This is a genomic window from Flavobacterium tegetincola DSM 22377 (assembly GCF_000425485.1).
Classification (GTDB): domain Bacteria; phylum Bacteroidota; class Bacteroidia; order Flavobacteriales; family Flavobacteriaceae; genus Flavobacterium; species Flavobacterium tegetincola.
On the sequence record NZ_AUDN01000042.1, the window covers coordinates 1 to 3695 of the forward strand.

The window sequence follows — 3695 nt, forward strand, 5'->3', positions numbered from 1 at the left end:
ACGCTACCGAAGGTTTAGTTCAACAGCGGTTTTGCGAGATTGGGGATTTAGTGGAATTAGCGTTTTTTTACAACATTTACGTTAAGCCGAAAATACTCGGTTTCAAAAGTCCCCAACCACGCCAAGCGCCAAGACGTTAGCAACAAGTGTAAAAAACCTTACAAATCAACAGATACGTGAGAAATTAGACTATAATTATCAAATAATAAAAATTAAAAAACGTAATTCTAAAGAATTTATAAAACCTTGTTGAAAAATGAATAATTCTACGAAAAAAATAAGTTTATGGTCGGCAGTCGGAATAGGTGTTGGAGCCATGATTGGTGCGGGAATATTTGCACTTATGGGAGAGGCTGGAGCAATTGCAGGTAATGCTGTTTACATCTCATTTATTTTAGCAGGAATGGTAGCAGCAATTAGTGGTTACTCCTTAGCAAAATTAGGGGCACGCTACCCTGCCGCTGGTGGCATTGTGGAATATGTAGTCAAGGCATTCGGTACAAACATTTTTTCTGGTGGAATAAGTATTATGCTGTATTTAGCAACCATAATATCACTGGCATTATTGGCCAAGGCTTTTGGAAGCTATGCTGCAGCTTTATTAAATTTAAAAGGGTCTTTGTTATATACAAATATATTTGCTTTATCGATAATTACATTACTTGGAATAGTGCAATATTTTGGAATAAAAAAGGTGGTAAAATTTCAGAATGTAGCGGTTGTAATTACCATTTTAATATTAGTCATATTTGCCATTACAGGTTTAATTAATATGAAACCTGAATTAATGGCACCGGCATTATATCCTTCATCCAATAAAATACTCTTTAGCCTTGCTATAACCTTCTTTTCATTCGAGGGGTTTAGAATAATTACGAATACCGCTGAAGATATTGTTAATCCAGAAAAGAACATAATTAGAGCAATTTTTATTTCAATTGCTATTACAATGGTTCTTTATACTGCGTTGTCAATTGCTATTTTTGGCAACATGGGAATTGACAAGGTAATAGCAGCGAAAGATTTTGCTTTGGCAGAAGCAGCTAAACCTATTTTTGGAGCAATTGGGTTTACTATTATTTCAATTGTCGCATTGTTTGCTACATCATCATCTATTAATGCAGTATTATATGCTGCAACTAATATTTCTTATCAAATGGCAAAAGATGGGCATTTACCCAGATTTTTTGCCAAAGAAATCGGAAATACTAGACAGGGTTTATTAGTAACTGTTTTAGTATCGGCGGTATTGATAATCTTCTTGAATTTATTACAAATAGCAGCAGTAGGTTCTATTAGTGTATTGTTTATTCACTCAGTAACGCATTTAGGCCATCTTAGAGTTATTAAGCAAACTAAAGCATCTAAATTTTGGGTTGTTACTGCTTTGCTTGCTACACTAGCAGTAATTGTGTTGTTTTTAATATATTCTATTAAAGACTCGTACATTATACTTTATTTGTTTATAGGATTACTTGCACTATCATTTATAATAGAGCTAGTTCTCAGATTAATTACACATAGAAAAGTTGATAAAAGTAACAAGGGAATTAATGGTAATATTTTTGAATAAAAAATAAGGAAGCCTTACAGTTTTTATTTTATAAACTTTCTTTAATATTTGTTATCAAACAACTCACCTTTCAAAACAAGGAGAAGAAAAAAGAAAGGTTAGCAGTGCTGATTATTGCCTGTCTCGTTTCGTTAGCTATTTATTCAATCTGCTCTTTTGACTACAGTTCCGAGAACGCACACCAGTTGCTAACAGCACCTACAAAAAATTGGCGGTTCAGTGGATAAATGAAGTTTTGTGCTTCGTATCAAGTTTTGAGGTGGCAGACAGTTTTGTGCTTCGAAATCGCCAACTTCTTGTAGCTGCAAAACGTTGTGTGCTATTTTATCGAACCGAGCAAATAAATTCAACCTTTGGCTAATTTTTTGTGTTTATATTATAAATATTTTTATGAAAAAGATTATTTTGATTTCAATTTTCATTTTGACTTTTTTTAATGCTAATGCTCAAACGCTAATAGGCACAAAAGAGAGCTTTAAGCCATATAAATCATATCTAAAAGCCCCTGATTTCTTTGAACTATTGGAGAAAAGCAAACAAACCCAAAAAGACTCAATGGAAGTTTTAACGTTCAATGGATTTTCCGAAGAAAAGACTGAAACTTTTAAATGTAGTTTTGATGTCGAGAAATACAGAACAAGATTATATGAAGATGAATATGGACTAAATGAATATATAGAACTTGCAAGTCTTACCAATTATGTTTATAAAAATCAAAAAATAGTTTTTAAAAGCATTAGAATTAAAAAAGATTTAAAAAAGGAAGTAATAAACATTAAAAACTACAATAGAGATGAAGAAGTATTAGATATTTACTATTATCAAAATGGAAAACCTAGACGACTATATTCAAAACTAGCTAAAACAATTTGGTTTTTTGATAAAAAAGGAAATATTGACAAGGTCAGTTATGATGAATTAGGAAATATTTTGAATTATTTTTATTTAGAAGAAAAAAAGGAATTTATTTTAGACAATGCAAAATTTACTTTAAAAGAACATTTGAAAATAAGAGAAGATTTGTTAAAAATAATTCACAATACAGGTATAGTTGGAAAAGACTTTGATTATTTTACAGTTAGTGATTGGAAAATACTTAACAAAACCAAAAAATATTTGAAAAAGCTATTTAATATTGACTTTGATTTGTATTGTAATGGAATGAGTTATTTAAGTAAAGAAACCTATTTAATTTCAGAATTTGGAGAATTCTATTTTCTTACACCATATTGGAAAGAACTCAAAGAACAACAAGAATATTACAATAAAAAATGAAACAGCTTCTTTACATATCATTTTTCCTTTTCCCCATTTTGTCTTTTGGGCAAGAAATTACGGTAAGTGGAAAAATAATTTATAAAAAAAGTGGCGAGCCAATTGTTAGTGCAATAGTTAATCTTAATAAAACACAAATTGGAACAACTACTGATTTTGACGGTAAATATTCACTTAAAGCTAATTTAGACGATACTTTAGTGTTTAATTATCCTGGTATGAAAATGCAGGAAGTTAAAGTTGATAAACTAGAAATAAATATCGAATTAGAACAAGTTGAAGAAATAAAAACAAAAATTGGCCCTGCATATTATCCAAAAAAAAAACTAAATAATTCTGTTAAAACAATTTCGGAAAAAGAAATTATTCTTAACTCAAGTTACAAAGTGATTAAAGGTTTTGTTTTTGAGAATGCTCCATTTATAAATACTCAAATTCCTGTAATTGAAGCAGACATTTTAATTAATGGTTCAGAAAGAAGAACTAAAACAGACAATGATGGTAGATTTGAAATAGAAGTAATAGAAGGTGATGAATTAGTTATCGATGGCTTAGCAATTGAACCCAAAACAATTATTATTACAGATAAAAACTGTTATAAAATCTATTTGAATAATAATATTGTAGATTACCCTTTTTTGTACCCAGGAAAAGAACTGCGTAAATACAAAAGACAATTACGGAAAATTGAAAAAGAGGTTAAACGTAAAGAAGATAATGGTTTTTATAATTGCTATGATTAAAAACAGCACACAACAGCTAAGGTTTCGTTGCGTTCGGAGAACGAACAATGAAACCTGTGTTGAACGGAACCGATTACATGCCGTCAACACTTATGGAGTTATCG

3 protein-coding genes are annotated in these 3695 nt (G+C 30.3%); all 3 read left to right on the top strand.

The genetic code is table 11. The features are described 5' to 3' along the window. Window positions 1-256: 256 nt before the first annotated feature. Window positions 257-1573 carry an APC family permease gene (locus tag H602_RS18610; protein WP_035759353.1) on the top strand — a complete coding sequence of 439 codons (1317 nt, stop codon included), beginning with the start codon at window positions 257-259 and terminating at the stop codon, window positions 1571-1573. A gap of 390 nt (window positions 1574-1963) precedes the next feature. After that, window positions 1964-2848, top strand: a complete 885-nt coding sequence (locus H602_RS0109480; RefSeq protein ID WP_026977779.1) for a hypothetical protein — start codon at window positions 1964-1966, stop codon at window positions 2846-2848. Beyond that, the gene (locus tag H602_RS0109485) at window positions 2845-3591 is read left to right on the top strand and encodes a carboxypeptidase-like regulatory domain-containing protein (protein ID WP_084404235.1); all 747 of its coding nucleotides are present in this window, start codon (window positions 2845-2847) and stop codon (window positions 3589-3591) included. Before H602_RS0109480 ends, H602_RS0109485 begins: the two co-directional genes overlap by 4 nt. The last annotated feature ends 104 nt before the right edge of the window (window positions 3592-3695 follow it).

What these genes read in the sequence shown, in the direction of transcription:
- H602_RS18610 (WP_035759353.1), top strand. Translation starts at nt 257, where the DNA reads ATGAATAATTCTACGAAAAAAATAAGTTTATGGTCGGCAGTCGGAATA.
- H602_RS0109480 (WP_026977779.1), top strand. Translation starts at nt 1,964, where the DNA reads ATGAAAAAGATTATTTTGATTTCAATTTTCATTTTGACTTTTTTTAAT.
- H602_RS0109485 (WP_084404235.1), top strand. Translation starts at nt 2,845, where the DNA reads ATGAAACAGCTTCTTTACATATCATTTTTCCTTTTCCCCATTTTGTCT.